At 70.0% G+C, this 22,424-nt stretch carries 17 protein-coding genes; 9 read left to right on the top strand and 8 right to left on the bottom strand.

All coding sequences use genetic code 11. The features are described 5' to 3' along the window. Positions 1-88 precede the first annotated feature (88 nt). From ACTIGN_RS15130 to ACTIGN_RS15120, 3 genes are read left to right on the top strand one after another with little or no spacing between them, the layout of a single operon-like run. On the top strand, positions 89-1,072 hold the full coding sequence (locus ACTIGN_RS15130) for an alpha/beta hydrolase (RefSeq protein ID WP_439625240.1): 984 nt from the start codon (positions 89-91) through the stop codon (positions 1,070-1,072). Between the two features lie 32 nt (positions 1,073-1,104). After that, the gene (locus tag ACTIGN_RS15125) at positions 1,105-1,953 is read left to right on the top strand and encodes a hypothetical protein (RefSeq protein WP_439625238.1); all 849 of its coding nucleotides are present in this window, start codon (positions 1,105-1,107) and stop codon (positions 1,951-1,953) included. Positions 1,954-2,000: 47 nt separating this feature from the next. Beyond that, a complete protein-coding gene (locus tag ACTIGN_RS15120) occupies positions 2,001-4,937 on the top strand; it encodes a DUF1553 domain-containing protein (RefSeq protein WP_439625236.1) in 2,937 nt (978 codons plus the stop codon). A gap of 97 nt (positions 4,938-5,034) precedes the next feature. Here the strand turns inward: ACTIGN_RS15120 and ACTIGN_RS15115 are convergent, their stop codons facing one another. The 3 genes from ACTIGN_RS15115 to aroB all read right to left on the bottom strand — a co-directional run bounded on the left by ACTIGN_RS15115 (position 5,035) and on the right by aroB (position 8,545). Further along, positions 5,035-5,892, bottom strand: a complete 858-nt coding sequence (locus ACTIGN_RS15115; protein WP_439625234.1) for a sugar phosphate isomerase/epimerase family protein — start codon at positions 5,890-5,892, stop codon at positions 5,035-5,037. A gap of 125 nt (positions 5,893-6,017) precedes the next feature. Then, entirely contained in the window at positions 6,018-7,229 is a 1,212-nt protein-coding gene (locus tag ACTIGN_RS15110; RefSeq protein WP_439625232.1) for an inositol-3-phosphate synthase, read from the bottom strand. 230 nt (positions 7,230-7,459) lie between these two features. Continuing rightward, a complete protein-coding gene (gene aroB / locus ACTIGN_RS15105; RefSeq protein ID WP_439625230.1) occupies positions 7,460-8,545 on the bottom strand; it encodes a 3-dehydroquinate synthase in 1,086 nt (361 codons plus the stop codon). Positions 8,546-8,679: 134 nt separating this feature from the next. Between aroB and ACTIGN_RS15100 the strand changes: the two genes are divergently transcribed. From ACTIGN_RS15100 to metG, 3 genes are all read left to right on the top strand, one after another. Further along, complete coding sequence (locus ACTIGN_RS15100; protein WP_439625228.1) at positions 8,680-11,196, top strand: DNA internalization-related competence protein ComEC/Rec2; 2,517 nt, start codon at positions 8,680-8,682, stop codon at positions 11,194-11,196. A 33-nt stretch (positions 11,197-11,229) separates the two neighbouring features. Beyond that, positions 11,230-11,925: a TIGR02996 domain-containing protein gene (locus ACTIGN_RS15095; RefSeq protein WP_439625226.1), complete on the top strand. Its 696-nt coding sequence runs from the start codon at positions 11,230-11,232 to the stop codon at positions 11,923-11,925. Positions 11,926-12,016: 91 nt separating this feature from the next. Next, entirely contained in the window at positions 12,017-13,636 is a 1,620-nt protein-coding gene (metG, locus tag ACTIGN_RS15090) for a methionine--tRNA ligase (RefSeq protein ID WP_439625224.1), read from the top strand. Positions 13,637-13,679: 43 nt separating this feature from the next. Here the strand turns inward: metG and ACTIGN_RS15085 are convergent, their stop codons facing one another. The 5 genes from ACTIGN_RS15085 to ACTIGN_RS15065 form a co-directional block, all read right to left on the bottom strand. Further along, complete coding sequence (locus ACTIGN_RS15085) at positions 13,680-14,030, bottom strand: ArsC family (seleno)protein (protein WP_439625222.1); 351 nt, start codon at positions 14,028-14,030, stop codon at positions 13,680-13,682. Positions 14,031-14,175: 145 nt separating this feature from the next. Next, complete coding sequence (locus tag ACTIGN_RS15080; protein WP_439625220.1) at positions 14,176-15,009, bottom strand: hypothetical protein; 834 nt, start codon at positions 15,007-15,009, stop codon at positions 14,176-14,178. A 132-nt stretch (positions 15,010-15,141) separates the two neighbouring features. Next, positions 15,142-15,840: an MgtC/SapB family protein gene (locus ACTIGN_RS15075; protein WP_439625218.1), complete on the bottom strand. Its 699-nt coding sequence runs from the start codon at positions 15,838-15,840 to the stop codon at positions 15,142-15,144. A gap of 20 nt (positions 15,841-15,860) precedes the next feature. Next, positions 15,861-16,883 carry an isocitrate/isopropylmalate family dehydrogenase gene (locus ACTIGN_RS15070; RefSeq protein WP_439625216.1) on the bottom strand — a complete coding sequence of 341 codons (1,023 nt, stop codon included), beginning with the start codon at positions 16,881-16,883 and terminating at the stop codon, positions 15,861-15,863. Between the two features lie 271 nt (positions 16,884-17,154). After that, positions 17,155-17,931: a tryptophan 2,3-dioxygenase gene (locus ACTIGN_RS15065; RefSeq protein ID WP_439625214.1), complete on the bottom strand. Its 777-nt coding sequence runs from the start codon at positions 17,929-17,931 to the stop codon at positions 17,155-17,157. Between the two features lie 284 nt (positions 17,932-18,215). Here ACTIGN_RS15065 and ACTIGN_RS15060 point away from each other — a divergent pair, with 284 nt between their 5' ends. The 3 genes from ACTIGN_RS15060 (at position 18,216) to ACTIGN_RS15050 (ending at position 22,123) form a co-directional block, all read left to right on the top strand. Next, entirely contained in the window at positions 18,216-18,776 is a 561-nt protein-coding gene (locus tag ACTIGN_RS15060; protein WP_439625212.1) for an RNA polymerase sigma factor, read from the top strand. 20 nt (positions 18,777-18,796) lie between these two features. Beyond that, the gene (locus ACTIGN_RS15055) at positions 18,797-21,760 is read left to right on the top strand and encodes a DUF4349 domain-containing protein (RefSeq protein WP_439625210.1); all 2,964 of its coding nucleotides are present in this window, start codon (positions 18,797-18,799) and stop codon (positions 21,758-21,760) included. A 63-nt stretch (positions 21,761-21,823) separates the two neighbouring features. Continuing rightward, positions 21,824-22,123, top strand: a complete 300-nt coding sequence (locus ACTIGN_RS15050) for a ribbon-helix-helix domain-containing protein (RefSeq protein ID WP_439625208.1) — start codon at positions 21,824-21,826, stop codon at positions 22,121-22,123. Positions 22,124-22,424 lie beyond the last annotated feature (301 nt).

Genomic DNA, 22,424 nt, shown 5'->3' with positions numbered 1-22,424 from the left:
TCCGTCGCCGAAGGCGGTTGTCCTCTCCGCCGCAGAGCGGGTATGATCGGGGTGCGACCCCGTCACGCCCGCCCGCGGAGCAGCCCCCGTGATCCTGCGCGCCTCGCTCATTCTCGCCGCGCTGTGTCTGCCGCACCCACCCTTCGCCGCCGGCACCGAGCCCGAGACCGGCACGTTCACGTTCGACGGCCCGACCGACGAGAAGGATGGCGTCGCCGAGCGGTTCCGTATCCCCGCCCGCACGTTCGACTACAAGCTCTCGCTCCGCCACGACCTCAAGGCCACCGGCGTGAAGGTCTACGACCTCACGTTCCCGTCGCCGGTGAAGACTGCCGTTCCCGAGAACAACACGGTCCACTGCGAGCTGTTCCTGCCGCCCGGCAAGGGGCCGTTCCCGGCCGCGGTCGTGCTCGACATCCTGCAGGGCAACGCACTGATCGCCCGCGGCCAGTGCATGTGGCTGGCCCAGCACGGCGTCGCCGGCATGGTCGTGTACATGGCCCACTACGGCCCGCGGCGGCCGCCCGGCAGCCCGAACCGGCTCCTCTCGCCGAACGTGACGAAGAGCGTCGAGGGGGTGAAGCAGACCGTGCTCGACGTGCGGTGCGCCGTCGCGTGGCTCGCGTCGCGGCCCGCGCAGTTCGACCCGAAGAACCTCGGCCTCGTCGGCACGAGCCTCGGCAGCCTCGTCGGGGCGGTCGCCGCCGCAAACGAACCGCGGCTCACCAACGTTTGCCTGTTGTTGCCCGGCGGCGGGCTCGTGGACGCGTACTACAACCACCCAAAGGCCGAGCCGTACCGCCCGCTCATCGACCTGCTCGGCGGGCGGTTCACGCTGAAGCTCCTCATCGGCCCGGTGGACCCGATCACCTACGCGAATCAGCTCAAGGGCAAGAACCTGCTGATGCTGTGCGCGAGCCGCGACGACATCGTGCCGCCGTCGGCCGCGAAGGCACTGTGGGCCGCGACCGGGAAGCAGAAGATCGTGTGGTTCGACTCCACACACGTCGGCGTCGCGGTGTTCTTGATGCCGGTGCTGACCGAGATGACCGCACACGTCCGCGGGAAATGAGTCCGTCGGCTGTCACCTCAGGGAGATTCGCCATGTCTCGACGGTTCCTGTTTGCCCTCGTCGCGGGGTCGGCGTTGCTCTCCGGCGCGACCGCTGATCCCGCCCCCGTGCCCGCGGCGCGTGCCCCCGAGAAGGCCCGGCCCACCGGCACCGACGCGATCCTCGCGTTCCTCCACGAGCAGGAAGTCGTCTGGGGCGACGAAAGCGTCAACAACATCCCCCTGGTCGAGTTGCTCCAGAAGATGACCAAGTGGTCCGGGTTGAACTTCACGATCAACGACGAGGCGTTCAAGGAAAGCCAGGTCAACGACATCAAGGAGAAGAAGCCGAAGGTGGTCGCCACGCAGCTCCGCGGGATGACCGGCCACCAGTTCCTCTCGGTCGTGCTCGAGAGCGTCGACGCCACCTACCTTGTTCGCGGTGCGCGCATCGAGATCGTGCCGCACAGTTTCGCCATGCGGGTAACGCGGGCCGTGCGGAGGGGCGCACCGGAAGACGATGAGCAGATCGGCGTGGCGGAGCCACTGGTGTCCATGAACGTTAAAGAGAAGCCGTTGAACGAGGCCGTCGCGCTGATCGGCGAGCGGTACGACCTGACCGTGGTGGTCGCACCCCAGGCCGGCGACGCGCGCACCGGGTTCGTCTCTGCCCGGTTGCTGAACGTCCCGGCCGACAAGGCGCTGGACCTGCTCGCGGTACAGTGCGACCTGCGGGTCGTGCGGCAGGGCAACACGTTCCTCGTGACGAGCCGGGACCACGCCAACGAACTGACCGCCGAGCGCGTGGACAGAATCAAACGCGAGACCGAACTGGAGCAACTGAAAAACCCGCCGATGCCCTGGGGGGTTCCGGGGCCACCCAAGCCCGAGCCGAAGCCGTGACCACCGCACGTTCCGCACTGAACCACCACCGAGCGAAGGGACCGCTGATGCGCTGGGTTGTCGTGATCGCCGCTGTCGCTGCCGGGGCCGCCGCACGGGCCGCGGAGCCGCCCGACTTCAACCGCGACGTGCGGCCGATCCTGTCGGCCCGGTGCCTCAAGTGCCACGGGCCGGACGACGCCGCGCGCAAGGCGAAGCTCCGGCTCGACACCCGTGAGGGGGCCGAGCACACGCTCGGGAAGGTCGAGGACAGCGAGTTCGTTCGCCGGCTGTTCACCGACGACGAGAGCGAGGTGATGCCGCCGCCGGCCGCCAAGCGGCCCCTCACCGATAAGGAGAAGGCGACGCTGAAGGCGTGGGTCGCCGCCGGCGCGAAGTACGAGTCGCACTGGGCGTTCGCGCCCGTGAAGCGTCCGGCGGTTCCCGCCGTTGGCGCGAAGGAGGCCGCCCGCAACCCGATCGATGCGTTCGTGCTGGCGAAGTTGCGTGACAACGGGCTGTCACCGTCGCCCGCTGCCGACAAGCTCACTCTCGTCCGCCGCGTGTACCTCGACATGATCGGCGTACCGCCGACGCCCGACGAGGCCGATGCGTTCGCGAGCGACGACGCCCCCGACGCCTACGAGAAGCTCGTCGACAAGTTGCTCGCGTCGCCGCTGTACGGCGAGCGGTGGGCACGGAAGTGGCTCGACCTGGCCCGGTACGCCGACACGAACGGGTACGAGAAGGACCGCCGCCGGTCCGTCTGGCCGTACCGTGACTGGGTCATCAAGGCTCTCAACGCCGACATGCCCTTCGATCAGTTCACCGTCGAGCAACTGGCCGGCGACCTGCTCCCGAACGCGACGCAGGCCCAGAAGGTCGCGACCGGGTTCCACCGGAACACGATGCTCAACGAGGAGGGCGGCATCGACCCGCTCGAGTTCCGGTACCACGCCGTGGTGGACCGCGTCGCCACGACCGGCACCGCGTGGCTCGGCCTCACCGTCGGGTGCGCCCAGTGCCACACGCACAAGTTCGACCCGATCACGCACACCGAGTACTTCCGCCTGTTCGCGTTCCTCAACAACGCGGACGAGCCCGAGGCGCTGGTCCCGACCGAGGAGCAGGCGAAGGCGCGGGCCGACCTGGAGGGCCGCATCCGCACGCTCGAAGCCGGCCTCGCGGAGCGCATCCCGGCCGAGCAGCGCGACAAGCTGTTCGGTCAGTGGGTGGCGGCCGAGAAGAAGAGCGCCGTTCCGTGGAAGGTGCTGCGGCCCGCGAAGCTCGACGGCGGCCCGAACACGCGGCTCGAACTCCGGGCCGACGGGTCCGTTCTCGCGACCGGCGACCCGATGAAGCAGGACCGGTACGCGCTCACGCTCACCGACCTGCCAGCGGGCACCACGGCCGTTCGCATCGAGGCACTGCCCGACGACTCGCTCCCGGCCGGCGGGCCGGGCCGCGCGTACTACGAGGGGCCGAAGGGCGACTTCCTGCTTGGCGAGGTCAGCCTCACGGCCGACGGCACGCAAGCGAAGTTCGCCACCGCGACCGAGGCCCCGGCGCGACCGAACACCCCCGCGGCGAAGGCGCTCGACGGCAACACGCAGACGGGCTGGGCGTGCCAGGGGAACGAGGGCAAGCCGAGCGCCGCGGTGTTCGTGCTGGAAAAGCCGCTCACCGCAAAGTCGGCGACCCTCGAACTCGTCTTCGAGCGGCACTACGCGGCGAGCCTGGGTCGGTTCCGCGTATCGGCGACCACCGCCCCCGCACCGAAGGCCCGCGAGATTCCGGCCGAGGTCGAAGCCGCTCTCGCCGCCGGCGAGCCGGCGCCCGACCAGCGCGCCGCGCTGCTCAGGCACTGGCTGAGCGTCGCCCCGGAACTGAAGGCCGCCCGCGCCGAGATCGACGCGCTCCGCAAGCAACTCCCGGCGCCGGCGACCACGCTCGTGATGCGCGAGCGCCCGGCCGACAACCCGCGGCCCACGTTCCGCCACCACCGCGGCGAGTTCCTCCAGCCGAAGGAACCGGTCGCGGCCGGGGTGCCGGCGTGGTTGCCGCCGCTCCCCAACCGCGCGACCGCGGACCGCCTCGCGTTCGCGAGGTGGCTCGTGAGCCCCGAGAACCCGCTGACGGCGCGCGTGACAGTGAACCGTCACTGGCACGCCTTCTTCGGCCGCGGGCTCGTGCGGACGCTCGACGACTTCGGCTACCAGGGCGACGCCCCGACGCACCCCGAACTGCTCGACTGGCTGGCGAGCGAGTTCGTCGCCCGCGGCTGGTCGGTCAAGGCGCTCCACAAGCTCATCGTGACGAGCGCGACGTACCGGCAGGCGTCGCGCATGACGCCCGAGTTGCTCGCGAAGGACGGGGAGAACAAGTGGCTCGCACGCGGGCCGCGGGTGCGGCTCGAAGCAGAGCAGATCCGCGACTCGGCGCTGAGGGCGGCCGGGCTGCTGTCGGCGAAGATGTACGGGCCGAGCGTGTTCCCGCCGCAACCGGCCGGCACGACCGACACCTCGTACGGGAGCTTCCAGTGGAAGGCGAGTGACGGCGAGGACCGGTACCGCCGCGGGCTGTACACGTTCGCGAAGCGGACCGCCCCCTACGCGATGGCCGGCACGTTCGACGCGCCGAGCGGCGAGGCGTGCGTGGCCCGCCGCGAGGTCACGAACTCCGCACTCCAGGCGCTCACGATGCTCAACGACACGGTGCTGCTCGACGTGGCCCGTGCGCTCGGGCGGCGTGCGGCGGAACAGAAGGGGACGCCCGAGGACCGCGCTGCGCTCCTGTTCCGGCTGTGCCTGGTGCGGGCGCCGACGGCCGACGAGGTGGCGAGGCTCGCGAAGTTCTACGCGGCGCAGCGCGAACGGTTCGCCACCGACCCGGACCGCGCCGACGCCGTCGCGGGCGGCGGGACCGGCCCCGCGGCCGAGCGCGCCGCCTGGACCGCGACCGCACGCGCGGTCCTGAACTTCGACGAGTTCGTCACGAAGGAGTGAGCCGGACGAGCGGAATTGTGTCCGTCCGAGCCCGAGCGCCGAGCGAGGGTTAGCGTCATCCCTCGCTCGGCGCTCGGGCTCGGACAGACATCTCAAATCAACTCAACTCGACGCCCGCGTCCGCCGCGATCTTCAGCACCCGCTCGCGGGCCACCTTCGCCGCGTGGTCCGGGTTCTCGTGGCAGGTGTACAGCTCGATCGTCACCCAGTCCTGGTAACCGATCTCCTTGAGCGCCTTGAGCGTCGCGCCGAAGTCGATGGCCCCCTCGCCGGGGATCAGGTGGTGGTGGACCCGTGTCGGCGCGATGTCCTCGAGGTGGACGTGGCGGATCAGCTTGCCGAGCCGCTTCACGGTCGCGGCCGGGTCGTCGCTCACGCAGTACGAGTGGCCGATGTCGAAGTTCAGCCCGAGGTACGGCGACGAGATCTTCGACGCGAACTCGAGGTACTGGTCGGCGGTCTCGATGAGCAGGTCGGGCTCGGGCTCGACGAGGAGCATCACCTGCTCCTTCTCGGCGTGCTCGACGACCGGCTTGAGCATCTCGACGAACAGCGCGAGGCACTCGGCCCACGGCCGGCCCTCGAGCGGGCCGCCCGGCTCGGTGGTGATGCACGTCGCGCCGATCTCCTTCGCGAGCGTGAGGGCGCGCTTGGTGTGGTCGATGCGGACGCGGCGGTAGTTCGCGTCGGGCTCGATCCACGACGGGTGCCAGTACTTCTGCCGGTGGTCGTTGACCGCGTGCATCATGAACGCGTTGACGTTCGAGATGCGGAGGTTGTTCCGCGCCAGCGCGTCGCGGAGCGCCTGCTTGTGCTCGGGGAGCAGGTACGCGGGCCAGGCGTGGGGCACGTCGGCCATGACCTCGACCCCGCGGTACCCGAGCCCGGCGAGCCGGGCCGTGGTGTCGGCGAACGAGTGGTTCAGGTAGGCGTTGGTGGAGAAGGCCAGGTGCATGATTCGCGAAGAGGGTTCACCACAAAGATAGCAAAGCGCACAAAGGAAGAACAACAGCCGAGAAAGGACAGTTCTTCAAACACTCTGTTCCTTGCCTTTCTCTGTGCCCTCTGTGTCCTTTGTGGTTAATTCGTCCGTTCCGTTCTCGCGGCGTACTCCTCCAGCATAGCGAACTGCTTGCCGAAGTCGTGCTCGGGGACGCCGATCGGGCTCTTGAAGAAGCTCGCCAGGTGCGGCATCGGGCCGGCCTCGCCGCGGCGCTGGGCCAGGGCCGTCAGGCGGACGATGTCGAGCACCAGTGGGGCCGCGAGCAGCGAGTCGCACCCCTGCCAGGTGAACTGCATCGTCATCTTCGTGCCCAGGAACCCCTCGTAGTGGATGTGGTCCCACGCCGTCTTCCAGTCGTCCAGCGACTCGACGTACTCGATGCTCACGATCGACTGCGGCTTGTACCCGAGCATCTCGGCCAGCAGCGCGTCCTTGCTCTTCAGCTTTGACGCCTTGTTCTCCGGGTCGTTGAGCACCTGCCCGTCGCGGTTGCCGAGGATGTTGTGCCCGACCCAACTGAGGACCCGCAGGTTGCGGCGGGCGAACAGCGGGGCCAGCACCGACTTCACGAGCGTCTCGCCGGTCTTCAGGTCCTGCCCGGCGTGCGGGAGGCCGCGCTTGCGGGCCAGTTCGTCGAGTGCGGGGAGGGTCGCGCCGCGGCTCGGGGTCAGGTTGACGTACGGGAACCCGGCGTCGAGCGCCGCGAAGGCGTAGAGGCTGCTGGTCGGCAGCGCGGCCGAGGTCGGGCGCTCCAGGGCCGGGAGGAGCTTCTCCAGCGACTGGTGCTCGTCGCCCGCGGTGAACACCGGCTCGGTGGACGCGGCGTTCACGACGATCAACTGGTCGAGCTTCTCGGCTGCCTTGAACGCCTTGAGGTCGGCCTGGATCATGCCGACCGCTTCGCGGGGGGTGCGGGCCTGCCGGACGTCGGCCCGGTCGGCGAGGGCGGTGATCGCCGCGTTCGGCTTGAACACGACGCCGGGGCGCAGGTTGTTCGACCACGCCTCCAGGTCGGCGGCGCACATCGAGATGGTGCGCTCGTCGAACACGTTGGCCCGCGCCTTCATCTCGCACACCGCGGAGAGGAGCGTGGCCTGGCGGATGTCGTGCCCGCCGAGGACGAAGCTGGCCGGCTCGTCGAGATCGAGGTGCGCGAACGCCGGCAGCGCAGTGACGAGGCCGGTCGTCGGGGTCAGGCCGCGGGCGAGCGCCGACAGGCCGAGGGCCGCCGTGCTGGCGACGCCGCCGCACGCACCGATGAACCACAATCCGACGCGGCGCTTGGCCATGACTGAGAACGTCCGCAAGGGGGAGGGCCGAGGCGGGATACACCAATTCTACACGAATTGTCCGACGTCCGCGCCGGGGGTCAAGTTCCGCAACCGCCGGTTCACCGGAACGACGCCCGGTGCCGGCCGGACAAACCGACCGGGCAATGTTTGGCCAGCGGTGCGCCCGGGGTGACCAAGAGTGGTCCGCGAGCGGTCACAACCAGCCGCTCGTGGAGCGAGCGGACCACTCACTGCCCCTCAAGGACCCCCCGCACCAACCGCTCGTCGATGTCGCCGACGAGTTTCACCTCGCCGATCCGCGTGGGCAGGATGAACCGCAGCTTCCCGGCGGCGGCCTTCTTGTCGCGCCGCATCACCGCGACCAGAGCGTCGGTGTCCCACCCGGGCTTCGGGGCCGTCGGCAGCTCGAATGCGTCGAGCAGCTTCCCCTGCCGGCGGGTGAGGTCGCCGTCGATCATGCCGAGCTTTTCGGCGAGCCGACTCGCACACATCATCCCGGCGGCGACCGCCTCGCCGTGGAGCCACGCGCCGTACCCGCCGACCGTCTCGAAGGCGTGGGCGAACGTGTGCCCGTAGTTCAGGACCGCCCGCAGGCCGGTCTCCTCGCGCTCGTCCTTCTCCACTACGTCGGCCTTCAACTGGCACGACCGGGCGACGACCGGGAGGACCGCCTTGGGGTCGCGGGCGCGAACGGCGGCCGCGTTGTCTTCGAGCCACCTGAAGAACTGTACATCCAGGATGACGCCGTATTTCACCACTTCGGCCAGCCCGCTGCGGAACTCGCGCTCGGGGAGCGTGTCGAGGTACGCCGCGTCGATCCACACGCCGGCCGGCTGGTGGAACGCGCCGATGAGGTTCTTCCCCTTCGGGTGGTTGATGCCGGTCTTCCCGCCGACCGACGAATCGACCATCGACAGCAGTGTCGTGGGCACCATGAACAGCGGCAGGCCGCGGTTGTAGCTCGCGGCGGCGAACCCCGCGAGGTCGCCGACCACGCCGCCGCCGACCGCGACAACGGCCGTGTTGCGGTCGGCCGCGAGGTCGTAGAGCCCGTCGTACAGGCGGGACAACTCGGCCTGCGATTTCGATTCCTCACCGGCCGGCACCTTTGCAAGTGCGGTGCCGAACCCGGCGGCTTGGAGCGCATGCTCGACGGCGACCGCGTGTTGGTGCGTGTTCGCGTCGGACACCACGAGCGCGAGCTTCGCCTTCGGGAGCGCGGCGCGGGCGAACGGGCCGAGCCCGGCGGCGTTGCCGCTCGTCAGGGCGATGTCGTAGGACCGCGGGCCGAGGTTGACGCGGACGGTGTTCATCAGGGCAATCTATCCGGTGGCACGGCGCGCGGCTTGGGTCTATCCTGGCGGTGTTCGGGGGGGGGGGGGCTTTCTGGCCTGCCACCCGACGCGTGGGCGGCAAAGAAGCCCCGCCCCACCAATATCACCCTGCGATGTCGCCCCACGTTCCGCCGCCGGACCACGACGCACCCAGGCCGCAAGAACCGGCGTGGCGCGAGTTCGCACGCGCGCCGCTCGCGCCGGTCGCGCTGGCGGCGACGCTCGGGCTGATCGTCGATCGCTACGTCGGCGTGTCGTCGTTCGCTTCGCTGGCGGTCGGGGTCGGGGCGCTGGCCGCGTGGCTCGTGGGCCGCGACCGCCCGTCGGCGGCTCTGTGGCTCGCAGTGGCGGCCGGCGGCCTCGCGGCGGCGCACCACCACGACCACCGCCACCGCTTCGAGCCGAACGACATCGGGCTCGTCGCGCCCGACGTGCCGACGCCCGCACGGGTCCGCGGGGCGCTCGCCGAGGAGCCGGTGCGGTACCGGGCCGCGAAGCCCGACCCGCTCGTGACCGAGCCGAAGGGCGAGACGACTTCGACGGTGCTGTCGGTGACGGCCGTCGAGTCGCAAAGCGGCTGGGTGCCGGCGTCGGGCCGCGTGCGGCTCACCGTGGAAGGGGAACTGAGCGGCCTCCACGCGGGCGACGCGCTCGAAGTCACCGGCCGCCTCGCGAAGCCGCAAGGAGCAGCGAACCCCGGCGAGCGCGATTTTCGCGAGTACCTGCTCGACCAGCGCATCACCGCGACGCTCCGGGTCGAGAAGTCGGCGGCCGGCGTGGCGCGGCTCGGCGAGGGCTGGCGCGCGTCCCTGTTCGGCTGGGTCGGCGTGGCCCGCGGGGCCGGGACGCGGTGGTTGCAGGAGGCGCTGCCGCCCGACGAGTCCGGGCTGGCCGCGGCGCTGCTCCTGGGCGACACGGCGGCGCTCGACCGCGACGGGTGGGACGCCTACGTGCGCACCGGCGTGGTTCACGTCCTGGCGATCTCGGGGCAGCACCTCGTCGTGCTCGCCGGGTTCGTGTGGCTGGTGCTGAAGGTGTTCGCGGTGCGGCGGCGGCACGGCGCGTGGGTGCTCATCGTGGTCATGATTGGGTACACGCTGCTCACCGGCGCGCGGCCGTCGGCGGTGCGGGCCGCGGTGATGGTGTGCGCCGTGTGCCTCGCGATCGTGCTGCGGCGGCCGGTGATCGCCGCGAACATCTTCGCACTGTCGTGGCTCGTCGTGATCGCGATCAACCCGACCGACCCGTTCTCGCAGGGGTGCCAGCTCTCGTTCCTGTCGGTGTTCGTGCTGGTCTGGGGTGCGGGGGTTTGGCTGGCTCCGCGGCCGCTCACGCCGGTCGAACAGCTCCTCGACGAGAGCCGCGGGCCGGCCGAGAAACTGGTGCGGGCGGTGCTGCGGGTCGTGTGGGTCGCGTTCGCGATCAGCTTCATTCTGGGTGTCGTGAACGCGCCGCTCGTCCTCGCGTGGCAGAACCTCGCCGCCCCGATCGGCCTTCTGCTCGGCCCGCCGCTCGTGCTGCTCACGTCGGTGGCGCTGGTCGCGGGGTTCTTGCTCTTGCTCGTCGCGCCCTTCGGCGCGTGGGCCGCGTGGCCGTTCGCGAAGGTCACCGAACTGAGCCTCGCGTTATGCGAGGTGCTCGTTCACGCGGCGGAGCGCATCCCCGGCGGGTGGGTGTACGCGCCGGCCCCGCCGGTGTGGTGGCTCGTCGCCTTCTACGCCGGCGTCGCGCTGGCCGTGCTGTGTGCGGTCCCGTGGTCGCGGCGGTGCCTGCTCGGGGTCGCCGTGTGGGTGTTCGCGGGGCTCGCCCTCACCGGCCAGCCGCGAACGGGCGACGAGTGCCGGTTCACGTTCCTCGCCATCGGCCACGGGTGCTGCGTGGTGATCGAGACCCCCGACGGCCGCGTGCTGCTCTACGACGCCGGCACCACCGCCGGCCCGGACGCCGTGCGCCGCACGGTCGCGCCGTTCCTGTGGGCTCGCGGAGTGTCGCGGATCGACGAGCTGTTCGTCTCGCACGCCGACCTCGATCACTTCAACGGGATTCCCGAACTGCTCGGGCGCTTCCCGGTCGGCCGCGTGACGCTGACGCCGACGTTCTCGGACAAGTCCTCGCCCGGCGTAGAAGCGGCGCTCGCGGCGTTCGAGCGGCACAGGGTCGCGACGCGCATCGCCGTCGCCGGGGACCGCTTCGAGGCCAGCGGCGTGACGTTCGACGTGCTGCACCCGCCGGCCGAGCGGCTGGAGGGTAACGAGAACACGCGGAGCCTCGTACTGCTCGTTCGCTCCGGTCCGCACGCGGTGCTGCTCACCGGCGACCTCGAAGGGGCCGGGCAGGCACGCGCCGTCGATCGCCCGGTTCCGCCCGTGGACGTGATGCTCGCCCCGCACCACGGCGCGAAGTCGGCGCACCTCCCGCTGCCGTCGCTGATGGCGGCGTGGGCGAAGCCGAAGCTGGTGATCTCCAGCCAGCGCCCGGGGCCGACCGACCACCTGACCCGGGCCTACGCCGGCGCGACCGTGTGGGACACGCCGACCGCCGGCGCGGTGACCGTGCGGTGCCACTCCACGGGCGTGATCGCCGAAGCGTTCCGAACGGGCGAGGTGCTCGTCGTGCGGCGCGGAAGATAAACGAACCAACCCCATCACCGCGGAGTTCGAGCAATGACTGACGAGGACGCTCTCCTGGCAACGATTTGCGCGAACCCGGACGACGACATGCCCCGGCTCGCGTTCGCCGATTGGTTGGACGAACAAGGTGGCCGAGTCAACTCCGGGTGGGCGGAACTCATTCGGGCGGAGATCGTGCTCGCTCGGGGGGGCGGTGCGGACCGCACGGCGCTTGCCGAGCGAGACCGCGAGCTGACTGCCGAGTTGAAGCCGGGTTGGTCGGATCGAATGGGATTCGAGGACGGGCTGTCGTGGGAGAATTGGATTCGCGGCTTTCCGATCACGCTCGCCGGTCCCGGTGGGGCGATCGTTGCCGCCCGCCGCAACTTCGCGAACCGGATCCCGATCCGCGAGTTCAACCTCAGAGACACGTCCGACGCCGACGTGGTTGAATTCACGCGGTGGCCCGAACTGACCCTCGTTTACAAGCTCGGGGCGTGGGCCGACTATGGAGCCGTCACACAACGGAGCATCTTCGCGATGGCCGGCTGCGAGTACCTGTCGAACTTGGAGCGACTGCGGATGCAATGGGTCACTCTCTCCGACGCCGCAGCGGTTGCTTTCCTTGAATCCCCGTACATGGCGCGGATTATCGACATCCGGATGAGCGTTGCGGGGCTTGCGACTTCCCTGTCGGACGAAACCATGCAGCGGATCCGCGGGCGGTTCGGCGACTGGGGCATTCGCTGAACCTCCTCCGGGGCGGCGCTGTCTGGTAGAAAGACCGTGGCGGGACGGCGCGGGCATTTCCCGGCCGATCGCACTCGGAAGGATGAGGGTAATGGCCGCAACGACCACCTGGTTCCAGACCACCGCGATCGACTACCCGAACAGCCGCCCGCACATCGGCACGGCGTTCGAGAAGCTCGGGGCCGACGTCCAGGCCCGGTACCGCCGCATGGAGGGGTGCGACGTCTTCTTCCTCATGGGGAACGACGAGAACACGGTGAAGGTGAGCAAACGCGCCGCCGAACTCGGCCTCGACACCCAGGCGTACTGCGACGACATGGCCCGCCAGTTCCAGGAGGTCTGGAAGGCGCTGGACATCAGCTACGACACCTTCGTGCAGACCAGCTCCGAGCGGCACAAGCAGTGCTGCCGCAAGTTCATCCAGAAGGTGTACGACAACGGGTACATCTACAAGGGCGAGTACGGCGGCTGGTACTGCGACGGGTGCGAGGAGTTCAAGAGCGAGAAGGTCCACACGGAGCACGCCGGGAACTGCCCGGTTCACAAGCGCCCGCTCATTCGCCGCTCGGAGCCGTGCTGGTTCTTCAAGCTGTCTGCGTTCCAGGAGCGTTTGCTGAAGCACCTCAAGGAGAACCCCGAGTTCGTCCAGCCGGAGAGCCGCCGGAACGAGATGATCGGGTTCATCGAGGCCGAGGGGCTGCAAGACCTGAACATCTCGCGGACCGGCGAGGAGTGGGGCATCCGGCTTCCGTTCGATCTCGACTTCACGGTCTACGTGTGGTTCGACGCCCTGCTGACCTACGTCACCGGCATCGGGTACGGCGACGACGAGGCGACGTTCCGCAAGTACTGGCCGGCAGACGTCCACTTCATCGGCAAGGACATTACCCGGTTCCACACGCACATCTGGCCGGCAATGCTGTGGGCGGCGGGCGAGGAAGCGCCGAAACGGGTGTTCAGCCACGGCTTTGTGTACTTGAAACTTCCCGAGGGCAAACTCGAGGAGAAGGGAGAAGCCACCGGGCTGGTGAAGATCGGAAAGTCTACGCTCAAGGAACTGGGGCTGGAGTACCTCGCCGAGCCGATGGAGATCATCAAGAAGTTTAGCTCGGAGTCGTTCCGGTACTACTTCCTTCGCGAGTGCCCGTTCCCGTCGGACGGCGAGTTCAGCCCCGAGCGGTTCGTTGAGGTCTACAACTCGGAGCTGGCGAACAACCTCGGGAACCTGTTCTCGCGCGAGATGACGATTACGTGGAAGAACTTCGAGGGCGTGTTCGCCGGCACGGCCGGGAAGGTGCCCGAGACGGTGGTGCCGGGGCTGAACCTCGCGGAGTTCGTCGCCACGGTTCGCGGGCACGTCGAGGGGTGCCGGTACAACCAGGCGCTCCAGGCGATCGTGCAAGAGTTCCTCACGCCGACGAACCAGTACCTCGAAGCGAACGCGCCGTGGAAGCTCGTGAAGACCGACAAGGACGCGGCCAAGCGGGTGCTGTTCAACGCGGTGCAGTCGCTCCGCGTCGCGAGCATCCTGCTCAAGCCGTTCATCCCGAAGTCGGCCGAGGCGATCTACACGAGCTTCAACTTCCCGAAGCCGTGGGCCGAGGTGACGTACGCCGACGCCGCCGAACTCCTCGCCCAACCCGACGACCTGCGGGTGACCGCCGAGTTGGTCGAGGGCAAGGTGAAGCCGCTGTTCCCGCGGATCGGGTAGCACACAGCACACACGCCCACCCGTCGCGACGGGTGGGCGTGTGTCACCCCAGCGCCGCCGTGTACGCCTCGTCGTTGAAGCCGATCAGCAGCGTCCTGCCGACGCGGGCGGCCGGCGCGCGGAGGTTGCCGGTCGGCCCCATCAGGTGCTTCAGCAGTTCCTCGTCGGCCGGGCGGTCCTTCTTCAGGTCGAACCGCACCACCTTCGGCCCCTTCATCGCGACGAGCGTCTCGACGCCGTCGAGCAACTTCAGCGCCTCGGCCTCGGTGAACCGGACCTTGCGGGCGTCCACGGTTTCGGTCACCGCCACCCCGGCCCCGTCGCGGTGCGCCTCGGCCCGCTGACAGGTGACGCACGACTTCCGGTGGTACAGCCAGTCGATCTTCTTCTGCATCGGGTGCTCCTGGTCGGGCCGGCTGTGCCGGCCGTCCGTTGGTGCGTGGCGGGCGTCCCCGGCCGGCACAGCCGGCCCTACACGACAGGAGCCCACTCATTGTTAGTGAGTGGGCTCGCGTGCGGTCAACCGGACCGGGCCGGGGTCACTTCTCGACCGGCTTGTCGGGTGCCGGGGCTGGTTGCGGCGGGACCGCGGGGGCTTCGACGGCCGGGACTGCGGGGAAGACCTGCACTCCGCCGAACCCGCCGATGACGCCGCCGCCCGGGCCGATCGGGAACACCGGGTTCACCGGGGTCGAGCCGGTCGGGCCGTCGCCGTCCTCGCGGAGCACCTTGGCCTTGTCGTGGGTGGTCACGAACAGCACGTTCGCCATGCGGACGGCCCGCAGGTCGGCGACCTCGGACAGGAGCCGCACGGCCGTCTCGAGCGGCACGTCTTCGAGCTTCAGGGTCACGGCCTTCTTCGCCTTCTCGCCGAGCCGCGGGTCCACGACGACGTTCGCGCCGCTGTCGGCGGCGAGTTGCTTGATCGCGGTGCCGAAGTCGGTGCCGTCGCAGTCGACGCTCACCCGCTGCCGGAGCTGCCGGGCGGTGACGCCGTCCTCGGTCGAGATGAACACGCCGTCGCGGGTGGTGCCGAACTTCAGGTTGTACGGCTCCAGGACCTTCTTGAGCCCGTCCTTGAGCTTGACCTGCTTCAGGTTCACGGTGACGACCGGCTGGTTCACGTCGAGGCCGAAGTTGGCGAGCGTGCTGTCGAGGACGATGTTGAGCTTCGACTTCTCCTTCAGGTCGGTGACCACGTCGAGGAGGGTGCGGCCCTCGTAGTTCATGTCCCCGACCTCGTCGAGCGCCTTGCGGACGGCGGCCATCGGGTCGGCGGCCTTGGCCGGTGCGGCCGGGACCGGGGCGGCCTGGGCCGCGGCCGTCGCGGCGAACAGCACGGCGATCATCATCCAGCGGACGGTCGCTCGCATCGGAATCGCTCCGGGGTGGTGAAGGCCGCCGGGGAGTGGAGCAGCCAGAGACAGGGTAGACCTTCCATCCAGACGATTCAAACCGAAATTCGTTTGCCGCGACAACGGAATCGGTCGCCCTGCGTCCGCAAGTCATTCCGCGGGCGGGAGCTTCTCCCAGCTCGCGGCCGTCACCCCGGGTTCGATCATCACGCGGTTCACCACGTCCTGCACCCCCTTGTCGTCGCCCGGGTCGGCGGACACCTCGGCGACCAGTGAGGCCCGCTTGCGGCCCTTCTTCTTCCGGGCGGTGATCCCGGTGAGCGCCATTCCCGGGGTGCCGTTGGTGTGCCGGGCCAGGGCGGTCCTCACGACGGCGCTGTCCCGGGACTCGCACGACACCCGCACCCGGTACCGGGCCGGCTGCCCGCCGTACCGCTTCTGCCGGCGATCGATGGCGCGGGCGAGCGGGCGCAGGCCGACCACCCCGGTGAGCACCGCGACCACGCCGACCGCCGCGTGCCCGCCGAACCCGGCCCCGGCCAGGGTGCCCACGGCCGCCGAGCACCACAGCGCCGCGGCCGTCGTGATCCCGCGGACGCTCGCGCCCTCCTTCAGGATGACGCCGCCGCCCAGGAACCCGACCCCGCTGACGATGTACGACGCGATCCGGGTCGGGCTGTTGGTGTCGGCCATGAGCCGCGACAGCGACACGAACAGCGCCGCCCCGACGGCGACGAGCGCGTTGGTCCGCAGCCCGGCCGGGTGCTGCCGCCACTGCCGCTCGATGCCGATGAGCGTGCCGAGCACCAGCGCCAGCGCGACGTTTCCGGCGAATTCGATCAGGTCCATGCGGCTCCCACGGGCGCGGGTCACAGCCGGGCGGCGATGGCCTCGGTGAACTGGGTCGTGGTCGCGGTGCCGCCGATGTCGCGGGTGCGGACCTTCCCCTCGGTCAGCACCCCCTCGACCGCCTTCTGGATGCGCTCGGCCGCGGGCGTGTCGCCGATGTCCTTCAGGAGTTCGATCGCCGGGAGGATCAGCGGGAGCGGGTTGGCCGTGTCCCGCGGCACCACCTCGTGCGCCGCGCCGTACACCGCCTCGTACACCGTCACCCCGTCGCCGCGGTTGATCGCCGCCGTGCAGCTCACCCCGCCGACCAGCCCGGCCCCGAGGTCCGAGAGCAGGTCGCCGTACAGGTTCCCGGCCGCGAGCACCTCGAACTGCTGCGGGCGGCTGACGAGCTGCATGCAGGTGTTGTCGACGATCATCTCTTTTGGGGCGATGTCCGGGAAGTCGGCGGCGACGCGGCGGAAGCAGTCGAGGAACAGGCCGTCGGCCATCTTCAGGATGTTCGCCTTGTGGATGCAGTGGACCGACTTGCGTCCGTACTTGCGGGCCAGCTCGAACGCGACCCGGAAGAACCGCAGGCACGCCGGCTCGGTCACGATCTTGAAGCTCTGCACCACCCCCGGCACGATCTCGTGCTCGCTGGCGGTGTAAATGTCCTCGGTGATCTCGCGGGCGAGCAGGAAGTTCACCCCGGTGAACCGGCTCGCGATCCCGGGCATGTTGTGGACCGGGCGGATCGACGCGAACAGCCCGAGCCCGCGGCGGAACGCGACGTTGTAGTTGGTCGGCACCGACGGCCCGTGGGCGGTCGGGGTGCCGGCCCCCTTGGGCTGGAGCAGCTTCGTCTTGAGCGCGACCCCGCACGACCGGACCGCTTCGAACGTCTCCCGGGGGAGCGCGTCGCGGGCCAACTCGAGCGCCGCCCGCCCGGCCGGGCGCGTCTCGAACTCGACCTTCGCCTGGGCGACCTCGAACAGCCGCCGGACGCACGCCTCCTGGTCCAGCCCGATGCCGCCGCCCTGAACGAACACGACCTTCCGCATTCCCGGTCCCTCGCGTGCGGTGCAAAGCCAAGAGGAGTTACCCGCAGATTACGCAGACGGCGGGAGATTGGAAGACGGGGCGCTGGACGTCTTCGGCGACGGAGGGCGGGGAAGACAGTCGGGCACGGGCACGGGCACGCACGCGGGCACGGACGAAACGCATGGCGCGCCGACGGTCCCGCGTCTTCCCGCTCTTCTCCGTGCCCCTGCCCCAGCCCGTGCCCGTGCCCGACTTCTGCCCTCTGCCCTCTGTCCTCTTCCCTCTAAGCGGTCACAGACGGTGCCGGATGCCCCACAGGTCGGGGAACACCGGGGCGAACAGCGAGCGCTTCAGGAACTCCACGCCGAGCGAGCCGCCGGTGCCCTGCTTGTTGCCGATGGTCCGCTCCACCAGCTTGATGTGCCGGTACCGCCACTCCTGGAACCCCTCGTCGAAGTCGGTCATCAGCTCGAACAGGATCTCGAAGTTCGGCTCGGTCTTGTAGAGCTTGAGGATGCCCTCCTGCACCGTGTCGTCGGGTGCGGTCGGCAGTGTGCGGTCGCGGGCCAGGATCGCCTCGGGGATCGCCGCGCCGTTCTGTTGCAGGAACAGGTAGAAAGCGTCCATCACCGACGGCTCGGCAAGCCGCTGGTTGAGCCGCTCGGTCGCCGGCGCGCCGGGCGGGTGGTACTTCATCATGTCGGCCCGCTTGAACCCGAGCGCGAACTCCATCTCGCGGAACTGCGCCGACTGGAACCCGGACGACGATTCGAGCCGCGCCCGGAAGCTGTTGAACGACATCGGCGTGAGCGTCTCGACGATGTCCACCTGCTCGACGGCGACCTTCATGATGGTCCGCAGCCGCTTGAACGTGCTGATCGCCGGGTACAGCCGGTTCGCGGCGAAGTCGGCCTTCACCTTGTCGAGTTCGTGGAGCAGCAGCTTGAACCACAGCTCGTAGGCCTGGTGGACGACGATGAACAGCATCTCGTCGTGCTCCTCGGGCTCGGACCGCGGGTGCTGGAGCCCGAGGAGCTGATCGACGTGCAGGTAATCGGCGTAGGTCATGGCGTCGGGTTCCGGGTGCGGGCGCGGGGGTTGCAGAAGACCTGGGGTTGGCACCCTGGGCTACGCACTGTCGTCCCTCCGGGACTGAAGGCATTCAGCCCCCGAAGGGGGCGGCAGTCCGTAGCCCGGGGGCCCAACCCTGGGTTCCCGGGGGCCCAACCCTGGGTTCCCGGGTGCCAACTGGGGTCGAGGGTGAAAACTCCCGTCCCCGTCATTCTCGCACCTCGGCGGGAACTTTTCGCGTGCGCCGCGCCTCGGAAGGGCGTCTCATCTGCGGAGGACGTATGAGCGACCACGAGGCGGCGCTGGTGGCGGCGGCCCGCGGCGGCGACCGGCCGGCGTTCGAGGAACTCGTGCGCCGCACCTCGCGGCTCGTGTTCGCCCGCCTGTACCTCGACACCGGGTGCGTCGAGCGCGCCGAGGACCTGGTGCAGGAAACGTTCCTCTCCGCGTACCGGTCGCTGGCGACGCTGGCCGACCCCGCGGGCTTCCGCTCGTGGCTCCTCTCCATCGCCCACAACGCCCTGATCGACGACGCCCGTCGGTCCACGCGCCTCAAGCGCATGAACCCGCTCTTGATGTCGGTCCCGCTCGACGCCGTCGCGGCGGCCGGCCCGTCGCCGGTCGAGATCGTGGAGCGCGAGGAGCTGCGGCAGCGGGTGCTGGCGGCGCTGCGGTCGCTGCCCGAGGAGTACCGGCTACCGCTCACGCTCCGGTACATCACCGGGGCCGACGCCGACGACATCGGCCGCCAACTCGGACTCTCCAACGGCTCGCTGCGGGGCCTGCTCTACCGCGGGCTGAAACTCCTCCGGGACCGCCTGCCGCGAGAACTCGTGAGCTAGGCGAGCGGGGGAGAACCACCATGACCGAACACACCTGGGCCGACGAACACATCCCCGCGTACCTCGCCGGCGCGCTGACCGCTCCCGAGGCCGGGCGCCTGGAGGCGCACGCCGCGGCGTGCGGCGACTGCTCCGACGCGCTCGCTTCGACCCGTGAACTCGACCGCGAACTCTCCGGCCTGTTCGCCGACGTGCGACCCGGCCCCGACCTGGAGGACCGCACCGTGGACCGCCTGCGTACCGAGACCCCCATGCCCGCCCCGGCGAAGAAGCCGCTCCTCTCGCGCTGGTCGGCCCGCGGGGCGGCCGCAGTTGCCGCCGTGATCCTGGTCGGCTCGTTCGGCGCGCTCGCCGGCACCGTCGCCCAGAACGGCCTCCCAATGCCTGGCGGCGGCCGGGTCGCGAAGAATGCGAACCGAGCAGAAGGCATCCGTACCTACAACGTGCCGCGGGACGCTCCAACGCGCGACGCCGCGCCGGCAATCTTCGGTGACCTGGTGAACGAAGACCCCGGGCTGCAATCCGGCCTCGAAGCGGCGCTGCCCGAAATCGACCGCATCGACAAGCGGACGGTGGACGCCGCGGTCACGATGGACAACCTCGGCCAACCGAACGCCCCGGACACCGACACCACGGCCCTGGCCCTCCCGGGCCTGAAAACGAGCGACAACAGCACTCCCGGAACCAGTGGCGGGACGGGCAACTTCTACACTTCGTTCCCCGGGCGCTCGGGCAGCACCAAATCGGTGTTGCTCCGCGACCCGTACCCGAGCAAGCCTGTGGAGCGTCCCACGGGCGCGACCCCACCAGTCGTACCCGTGGTGCCGACGCCGGTCGTACCCGTCTCGGGTCCGGTCCCTCCTGGCGACCCCAAGGCTCCGCCGAACCCGACCGCCCCGAAGCCCGATCCCGCGGCCGGAGAGGGTCCGCCGAAGGCCGGGCAGCCGAAGACCGAACCGGGGTTCGCCCCGGCACCGGAGCCGACGAAGCGGGTCGTGATCCGCACGGGGAACATGGAGTTCGAGGTGCCGTCGTTCGACGCCGCGGCCGCGACCGTCACCAAGAGCGTGCTGGGGATCAAGGGCGCGTTCATCGCGACGGTCAACAGCGACAAGCTCCCGAACGGCAAGGTGCGGGGCGCGATCACCGTCCGCGTACCGCCCGAGCACCTCGACTCGCTCGTCCTCGAACTCCGCAAGGAACTCGGCAAGGACGGCGAGCTCAAGGGGGTCCGCATCACCAGCCAGGACGTGACCAAGCAGTTCACCGACACCGAGAGCCGGCTCCGCGGGGCGCGCACGATGGAGACGCGGCTCATCCAGATCATCAAGGAGGGCAAGGGCGAGATCAAGCAGCTCCTCGAAGCCGAGCGGGAACTCGGCGTGTGGCGCACGAAGATCGAGGAGTACGAGGGCGAGTTGCGGTACTATTCGAGCCTCGCGTCGCTCAGCACGCTCACCGTGTCGCTCGCCGAGAAGGAGATCCGCGCCGCCGCGGGGGTGACCGAGAACGAGCGGGTGCAGGCCGGCGTCGAGGTCGACGACGTGGACAAGACGTACCAGGAGATCCTCAAGGCGGTGACCGAGGCGAAGGGCCGGGTCACGAAGTCCGAGGTGAAGCAGCTCGCCGCCGGGCAGTTCAACGCCGCGCTGAACTTCGAGGTGCCGCCCGATGCCTCCGGGCCGATCCGCGACCGGCTCAAGCAACTCGGCCGCGTCGCCCGGCTGGAGATCGACCGCGTGCAGCGGCCCGAGGGCGGCACCCTGCCGACCGACGCGAAGCTCACCCGCGGCGACGCCGTGTTCCTCGTCTCGCTCTACAACCTCGCGAACATCGCCGCCCGCGAGACGGTCACGCTCCAGGTCGCCGTCGCGGACGTGCCGGTGGCGTTCCAGGCGCTCCGCGACGCGGTCGGCAAGGCGACGAGCCGCGTGTCAGTCGCGAAGTTCGACGAGCAGGACCGCACGAACGCAACCGCACAACTCGACTTCGAGGTCCGCCGCACCGACGAGGGGTCCGTGCGGGCCGCGCTCGTTGCCGCCGGCGAGACGGTCGCCCGGCAGCTCACCCGCGCCCCCGAGGCCGACAGCGTCACCGACACGAAGGTGCTGTACCGGGTCACGGTCATCCCGATGGCCCGGATGCGGCCGCGGGAGAGCGCGGCGCTGAACGTCGCCGTGGTGGACGTGCCGGCCGCGTACCAGGCGCTCCGCGACGCGGTGACGAAGGCGAACGCCCGCGTGCTGAACGCGCAGATCGACGAGAAGGACCGGCAGAACATCACCGCGGTGCTGGACGTCGAGATGAAGCGCGCCGACGAGGCGGCGGTGCGGGCCGCGTTCGACGCGGCCGGCGACGTGCTCGCCCGGCAGGTGACGCGGGCCGCCGAGGCCGACGGCGTCACCGACACGAAGGTGCGGTACACGGCGACGCTGGTGCCCGCGAGCCGGCTCAAGCCGCGCGAGACGACGACGCTCGGGATCGAGGTCGCGAACGTGGACGAGACCGCCACGCTGCTCGCGGCGCAGGCGGCCGAGGTGAAGGGCCGGCAGGCCGACGCGCGGTTCAGCCGCGACGCCTCGGGCAAGACGCTCGCGAAGCTCGTGTTCGAGGTGCCGCTGACCGCGGCCGCGGGGCTGGTCGAGAAGTTCAAGGCGGCCGGGACGGTGCGGGCGGCGCAGTCGGTCCGCGACCCGCAGGCGACCGACGGCCGGTTCGCGACGGCCCGCGTCGAGGTCACGCTCGGGAACCGCGAGAGCATCATCTCGGACGACGACGGGCTGTGGTCGCAGGTCCGCCGCGGGCTGTCGTACAGCGCGTCGGTGCTGCTCACGTCGGTGACGTGGGTGGTGTTCGGGCTGTGCGTCGTGCTGCCGTGGGCGCTGATCGGGTACGTCGCGTACCGCATCGTCCGCCGCACGATGACCGCGCCCGCCACCGCAGCGCCGACGCCCGCCGCCGCTCCCGCCCCGCCGGCCGCGTGAGTGCGTGAGCCGTTGACCGCCCGGCGCGCGACCGGGTAAGGTGAACGCACGGAGGACCGACGCATGACCATCACCCTGCCCGACGAGATGCGCGACCGGCTCGAACGCGACGCCCGCGCCGGCGGCTTCGCCACCGTCGATGAGTACGTGCTGTCCCTGGTGAGGGAGGACTTGGTCCGCGGCGATGAGGTGCCGGACCCCGCACCGACGCGGCTGACGCCCCGGAACCGGGCGGAACTCGAAGCGATGCTCGACGAGGGTATGTCCAGTGGCGGCGACGTGATCGCCGACGCGGCGTTCAGGGGCGAGCGGCGGCGGGTCTTGCTCGAGAAGCTCGCGAGGAAGTCGGGAGTTGCCTCGTGAGCGTCGTCATCCCCGCCCGCGCCCAGGCGGACATCGACATAGCGTCGGAAGACCTTGCCGGCGACTACGGGGCCGCGGTCGCGCTGGCGTTTCAAGACCGCCTGACCGAAACACTTCGCCGGATCGAGCGGTTCCCGCTGGCGGCCGCCCCGATCGACCCGCCCTACCCCGGCACCCGGGGATGCGGGTGCGGCCCGTCCGCAAGTTCCTCGGCCGGCTCGTCTACTACGTCCCGACGGCCGACGGGATTCGCGTCGTCCGCATTCTCCATTCCGGCCAGGACGCGTCGGCGATCTTCGGC

The sequence above is a fragment of the Gemmata sp. genome (genome assembly GCF_051859125.1).
Classification (GTDB): domain Bacteria; phylum Planctomycetota; class Planctomycetia; order Gemmatales; family Gemmataceae; genus Gemmata.
Note: the sequence above shows the minus strand (reverse complement) of the source record. Positions and strands in the feature narration are given on the sequence as shown.

What these genes read in the sequence shown, in the direction of transcription:
- ACTIGN_RS15085 (WP_439625222.1), bottom strand. Translation starts at nt 14,030, where the DNA reads ATGCAGAAGAAGATCGACTGGCTGTACCACCGGAAGTCGTGCGTCACC.
- ACTIGN_RS15115 (WP_439625234.1), bottom strand. Translation starts at nt 5,892, where the DNA reads ATGCACCTGGCCTTCTCCACCAACGCCTACCTGAACCACTCGTTCGCC.
- ACTIGN_RS15065 (WP_439625214.1), bottom strand. Translation starts at nt 17,931, where the DNA reads ATGACCTACGCCGATTACCTGCACGTCGATCAGCTCCTCGGGCTCCAG.
- ACTIGN_RS15075 (WP_439625218.1), bottom strand. Translation starts at nt 15,840, where the DNA reads ATGGACCTGATCGAATTCGCCGGAAACGTCGCGCTGGCGCTGGTGCTC.
- metG (WP_439625224.1), top strand. Translation starts at nt 12,017, where the DNA reads ATGGCCGCAACGACCACCTGGTTCCAGACCACCGCGATCGACTACCCG.
- ACTIGN_RS15060 (WP_439625212.1), top strand. Translation starts at nt 18,216, where the DNA reads ATGAGCGACCACGAGGCGGCGCTGGTGGCGGCGGCCCGCGGCGGCGAC.
- ACTIGN_RS15070 (WP_439625216.1), bottom strand. Translation starts at nt 16,883, where the DNA reads ATGCGGAAGGTCGTGTTCGTTCAGGGCGGCGGCATCGGGCTGGACCAG.
- ACTIGN_RS15120 (WP_439625236.1), top strand. Translation starts at nt 2,001, where the DNA reads ATGCGCTGGGTTGTCGTGATCGCCGCTGTCGCTGCCGGGGCCGCCGCA.
- ACTIGN_RS15100 (WP_439625228.1), top strand. Translation starts at nt 8,680, where the DNA reads ATGTCGCCCCACGTTCCGCCGCCGGACCACGACGCACCCAGGCCGCAA.
- ACTIGN_RS15055 (WP_439625210.1), top strand. Translation starts at nt 18,797, where the DNA reads ATGACCGAACACACCTGGGCCGACGAACACATCCCCGCGTACCTCGCC.
- ACTIGN_RS15050 (WP_439625208.1), top strand. Translation starts at nt 21,824, where the DNA reads ATGACCATCACCCTGCCCGACGAGATGCGCGACCGGCTCGAACGCGAC.
- ACTIGN_RS15110 (WP_439625232.1), bottom strand. Translation starts at nt 7,229, where the DNA reads ATGGCCAAGCGCCGCGTCGGATTGTGGTTCATCGGTGCGTGCGGCGGC.
- ACTIGN_RS15080 (WP_439625220.1), bottom strand. Translation starts at nt 15,009, where the DNA reads ATGCGAGCGACCGTCCGCTGGATGATGATCGCCGTGCTGTTCGCCGCG.
- ACTIGN_RS15095 (WP_439625226.1), top strand. Translation starts at nt 11,230, where the DNA reads ATGACTGACGAGGACGCTCTCCTGGCAACGATTTGCGCGAACCCGGAC.
- aroB (WP_439625230.1), bottom strand. Translation starts at nt 8,545, where the DNA reads ATGAACACCGTCCGCGTCAACCTCGGCCCGCGGTCCTACGACATCGCC.
- ACTIGN_RS15125 (WP_439625238.1), top strand. Translation starts at nt 1,105, where the DNA reads ATGTCTCGACGGTTCCTGTTTGCCCTCGTCGCGGGGTCGGCGTTGCTC.